The 4,957-nt window shown below is 67.2% G+C and carries 4 protein-coding genes; 2 read left to right on the forward strand and 2 right to left on the reverse strand.

Annotated features, from left to right (window positions below; all coding sequences use genetic code 11):
• Positions 1 to 128: 128 nt before the first annotated feature.
• Both ACX80W_RS16315 and ACX80W_RS16320 read left to right on the forward strand, forming a co-directional pair.
• Positions 129 to 563 (forward strand): hypothetical protein, encoded by a 435-nt coding sequence (locus ACX80W_RS16315; RefSeq protein WP_459285136.1) that lies wholly within the window; start codon positions 129 to 131, stop codon positions 561 to 563.
• 310 nt (positions 564 to 873) lie between these two features.
• Entirely contained in the window at positions 874 to 2,076 is a 1,203-nt protein-coding gene (locus tag ACX80W_RS16320) for an NAD(P)/FAD-dependent oxidoreductase (RefSeq protein WP_459285138.1), read from the forward strand.
• 25 nt (positions 2,077 to 2,101) lie between these two features.
• Here the strand turns inward: ACX80W_RS16320 and ACX80W_RS16325 are convergent, their stop codons facing one another.
• The gene (locus ACX80W_RS16325; protein ID WP_459285140.1) at positions 2,102 to 3,790 is read right to left on the reverse strand and encodes an alpha-amylase family protein; all 1,689 of its coding nucleotides are present in this window, start codon (positions 3,788 to 3,790) and stop codon (positions 2,102 to 2,104) included.
• 54 nt (positions 3,791 to 3,844) lie between these two features.
• Positions 3,845 to 4,801, reverse strand: coding sequence for a TIGR03885 family FMN-dependent LLM class oxidoreductase (locus ACX80W_RS16330; protein ID WP_459285142.1), 957 nt, complete (start codon positions 4,799 to 4,801; stop codon positions 3,845 to 3,847).
• Positions 4,802 to 4,957 lie beyond the last annotated feature (156 nt).

A 4,957-nucleotide genomic window follows, 5' to 3' on the forward strand; every position in this document is an offset into this window, starting at 1 on the left:
CGCCGATGGTACTGCACCCGAGAGAGTGTGGGAGAGTAGGACACCGCCGGACCACCCGTACCAGTCGCAGGCCCCACCACCGGTGGGGCCTGCACTGCGTTAACCACCCCACCCGGTACAGTCGGTCCATGCAGGCACGGGCAGCGACGGTCGGGCAGGCCGCTTTCGTACGGTGGGAGGGGATCCACCGCAACAGCAGGGGCATCCATCCCGGGATCTTCGGCCTCGCCAACGCGCTGGCCCGCGACGGCCGCCTCACTGCGTCCGACTATTCCTGGTGGCTCGGATCGAACCTTTGGTATGACGCGGCCTACCCCGACCCCAACCGCGTGGACCCGGCGGTGTACGACCGCACCGTCAACCCGACCGCCCAGGCGTGGTTCAAGCTCTCCGCTGGAGAGCTCCTGGCGCGGGTTCCCGGTTATCTTGACCTCCTGGACCGCTATGCGGTCCCGTGGCGGGAACTCAGGTCGGCCGACCCGGGTGTGGTCCTCTACGAGGACCGGTTCCAGGTTGTCGTGCGCCCCCATGCTGTCCGTCCCGAGGCGGTCGGGGGCCCTTGACGGACAGGGCTGGCGCGCCTCGGTGACCGTCCCGGTGGGCGGCGTGAAGGGCCGCCTCCCGGGGAGCCGCCCGGCAGACGGTGTCCGCGTCAATGCCCCGGGAAAACTGTCGGGGGACTGCCGGGCGTTGTAGGGTCGAGCCAGGTTGCCAACACCTGGTGCCGCCACCGGGTTCAAGAATGCCGGCCCAGGAGGCCGGGCCTTCTCGAAGGAAGAAGAGGTTCCAGTGGGTCTGAGCAATCGTTCGCGCCGCCCGGAGAGGGCAAGGCAGGGAGCACGGGGACGGGCGCCGTTCAATACTCCTGTCCCGGTGCCAAAGGACCACTACGAAGTGGTGGTCGTTGGCGGAGGGAACGCAGGGATCTCCCTTGCGGCGCGGCTGCGCCGCTACGGGATCCGCGACATCGCCATCGTCGAGCCGCGTGATCACCACCTTTACCAGCCGCTGTTCTCACACATCGCCGGCGGCACGGCGAAACCCGCCGACGCCGTCCGGCCCCAGGCCAAGGTCATGCCCCGCGGAACCGCCTGGATCCAGGGGGAGGCCGTCGCCGTGCAGGAGGCAGCCCATACTGTCGCACTGTCCTCCGGGAGGACGGTGAAATATGACAACCTGGTCGTGTGCCCCGGAATCCAGAAGGACTGGGACGCGGTGCCCGGTCTCGCCCAGGCGATGGACTCGCCGTTCGGCGGTTCGAACTACGAGTTCGAGCTGGCCCCGAAGGCGTGGAACCTGCTGCGCGGGCTCCGCACCGGCACCGTGGTTTTCAGCCAGCCCCCGGGACCGGCCACCTGCGCCGGTGCCGCCCAGAAGCCGATGTACCTCGCCTGCGACTATTGGCGCGATCAGGGGGTGCTCGACGATATCCGCGTCGTGCTGGTTGTCCCCACCCCGACGGTTTTCGGCATGGCGTTGATCGACGAGGAACTCAACCGGAAGATCGCCGAATACGGGATCGAACTGCGCTGCAGCAGCGAGCTCGCCGAGGTCGACCCTGACGGCCGCAGCGTCCTGGTACGGGATACGGTGACCGGGACCAGCGAGAGGCTGTCCTACGACGTCCTGCACGCAGTGCCGCCACAGTCGGCGCCCGACTGGTTGAAGGCCTCTGCACTGCCCGCTCCGGAGGATGCGGGCGGCTTTGTGGAGGTGGACCCCGAAACACTGCAGCACCCGCGGTTTTCCAGGATCTGGTCCCTCGGCGACGCAGCGGCAACGCGGAACTCGAAGTCCGGGGCCGCACTGAGAAAGCAGACAACGGTCCTGGCCAAGAACCTTAAGGCCGTACGGAAGGGGAAGAAGCCGACGTCGAAGTATGATTCCTACTCCGCGTGCCCCTTCACCGTGTCCCGCTCAACCGTGGTCTTCTCGGAGTTCGACGACCGATACCGCCCGATGCCCTCGGTGCCGCGGTGGGACAACCTTGCGCGCGAGCGGCGCTCGACCTGGCTCCTGGAGCGGAGGCTGCTGCCGCAGGTCTATTGGAAGCTGATCCTGACGGGTCGGGCGTAGCCGGCTCCCGCGTGGGGGACACCCGTCACGGGAGCCGATGGTCGTCCGGGTCGGGGATGCGCAGCCACCGGAAGCCATAGGCCTCCAGGTGAAGGTCGATGGTTCCCCTTTGCGAAACCTGTGGCCCGCCGCCCTCGAGGAGGTCCAGCAGCGATTGCCCATGGAGGTCGTCCGCTGTGTGGCGGGCACTTGTCACATCGAGGGTGACGGCGGCAGGGGACGGGGCCAGATTGTGCACGAGGACCATGCTCGAGGCCTCCCAGGTGCAGCGGTGGGCCAGCACCGATGAGAGACCCTGGGGGAGAAGGTCGAAGCTTCCCCACCCCAGCTCCGGGCACTGCCGGTAGCGGCGCATGAGATCCTTCAGGAAGTTCAGGAGCGAGCCGGGATCCTGCAGGGCGCGGGCGGCATTGACCGCCTGCGGCCCGTACTCGCCGTCGACGAGCCGGGAGACCAGCCGGCTCTCATCAGCACTGGAGAAGCCGCCATTTTTTCCGCTGGTCCACTGCATTGGAGTGCGGACGGCCAGCCGTCCCTCGGCAGCGAGGTCCTCACCCATGCCGATCTCTTCGCCGTAGAACAGCACGGGGGTGCCCGGCAGTGAAAAGAGCAGCGAGTAGGCCATCCGAAGGCGCCTTGGGTCCCCGCCGAGCATCGGTGGAAGGCGCCGTTTGAGGCCCCGCCCGTACACCTGCATGTTCTCTTCCGGGCCGAAGGCTGCAAAGACCTCCTGCCGCTGCGACTCGGAGAGCTTGTCGAGGGTCAGTTCGTCGTGGTTCCGCACGAAGGTCGCCCACTGGCTGTCCGGGTTCGTCTCCGGCCGGCTGCTGAGTGCCTCGGCCAGCGGCGCGGCGTCCTGCCTCGCCAGGGCAAGGTACAGATGCTGCATGCCGATGAAATCGAAGAGCATCGTGAGCTCGTCGGCGCTTTCTCCCCCAAGGAAACGGAGCTGCGCCTCGTACGGGAGATTCACTTCGCCGAGGAGAATCCCGCTGCCGCTCCGGCGCCCGAGGAAGCGCCTCAGGTCCTTGAGGAATTCATGCGGTTCGGGCAGCTCGTCCTCCTGTGCGCCGGTCACTTCGAGGAAGAAGGGGACAGCGTCGACCCGGAATCCGTCCATGCCCAGCTGCAGCCAGAACCCCGCCGTTTTGGCGATCTCGTCCCGCACTTTCGGGTTCGCGATATTGAGGTCCGGCTGGTGCCGGTAGAACCGGTGCTGGTACCAATCACCCGTCGGCTCGGACCGCGTCCAGATCGAGTCTTCCTGGTCGGGGAAGGTGACCTCGGCCGAGGTGTCCGGTGGGGGATCGGACCGCCAGACATAGAAGTCGCGGAACGGACTATCGCGGGATTCGATGGCGGCCCGAAACCATGGATGCTGGTCGGAGGTGTGGTTGACGACCAGGTCCGCTATGACCCGCATGCCGTTGTCCTTGGCCGTCCGAAGGAATTCGACGAGGTCGCCGTGCGTCCCGAGCCGTTCGTCCACGCCGTAGAAGTCGGTGATGTCGTACCCGTCGTCGCGGTCGGGCGTGGGATAGAAGGGCATCAGCCAGATGCAGGTCACCCCAAGGTCCGCCAGATAGGGCACCCGTTCCGCCAGCCCCGCGAAGTCGCCGGTGCCATCACCGTTGGAGTCGTAGAAGGTCTCGACGTCGAGGCAGTAGACCACAGCGTTTTTCCACCAGAGGTCGGAGGTCTCCGTGGTCTTCATTGCTCCCCCTTCGTTGTCGGACTTTCATTTCTCCCGTCGGGCTGGAACCGCCGCTCAGCGAAGCTCGGGCAGGACCTTTGCCGCGAAAGCGTCGATGAAGGGGCGCTGGTCCTGACCGACGAAGTGCAGGTAGATCTCGTCGAAGCCCAGTTCCAGGTACTGCTGAAGCCATTCGGCGTGCTCGCCGGTGCTGGCCGAGACGTTGACCGATTTACGCACCGACTCCTCTCCGACGTCCTTGCTTACGGCGTCGAAGTACGCCGCGGTCGGGAGATCCCACGGTATGGGTGGGGCGAAGGCGTTCGTCTTCCACTGATCCATCGCGATCGCGACCGCCTCGGACTCACTCGATGCCCAGGACAGGTGCACCTGCAGCGTCAGCGTGCCCCTGCCCCCGGCGTCCCGGTAGGCCGAAAGCATGCTGCGCAGGTGCTCCAGCGGCTGGTTGATCGTCACCAGGCCGTCGGCCCAGGCCGCGGCGCGGCGGGCGGTGTCGATGGTGACGGCGGGGGCGATGAGCGGCGGCGGAACCGCCGGGGCATCCCAGATGCGCGCCTGTTCGACGGTGACCAGCCCCCGGTGGGTCACCTCCTCGCCGCTGTGCAGCCGGCGGATGACCGACACACACTCCTCGAGCCGCCGCTGCCGGACGTCCTTGGGCGGCCACCCCTCACCGGTGATGTGCTCGTTCATGTTCTCCCCGCTGCCCAGCGCGACCCAGAGCCGGCCGGGGTACATGTCGGCGAGGGTTGCCGAGGCATGGGCGAGGACTGCAGGGTGGTACCTCTGCCCGGGCGCGCTCACCACCCCGAAGCGCAGCCCGGTCCGGGCAAGGGCCGACCCCAGCCATGACCAGGCGAAACCGGAATGTCCCTGACGCGCCGACCACGGTTCGATGTGGTCCGAACACATTGCGGCATCGAAGCCGGCCTGCTCGGCCAGCACCACGTCCTCAAGGAGGCGGGAGGGGCCGATCTGTTCGTGGGACGCGTGGAATCCAAGTATCGCCATCCGACATGCATACCGTGGTGCGGCCGCGCTGTCGAGGAAACCGGCAATCCCGACCTGACCGGGCGGGCGGTCGGAGCCGGTTGCCGGGCGCGGGGATCCCCGGGGTTTTGGGGGGTGGGGTGGGGATTTGTGTTTGGTGGTGGGGCGTCGTATAGT

The sequence above is a fragment of the Arthrobacter melezitosi genome (assembly GCF_054511055.1).

Bases quoted from the DNA above. Each gene is read 5' to 3' on its own strand.
- ACX80W_RS16315 (WP_459285136.1), top strand. From the start codon at position 129: ATGCAGGCACGGGCAGCGACGGTCGGGCAGGCCGCTTTCGTACGGTGG.
- ACX80W_RS16325 (WP_459285140.1), bottom strand. From the start codon at position 3,790: ATGAAGACCACGGAGACCTCCGACCTCTGGTGGAAAAACGCTGTGGTC.
- ACX80W_RS16330 (WP_459285142.1), bottom strand. From the start codon at position 4,801: ATGGCGATACTTGGATTCCACGCGTCCCACGAACAGATCGGCCCCTCC.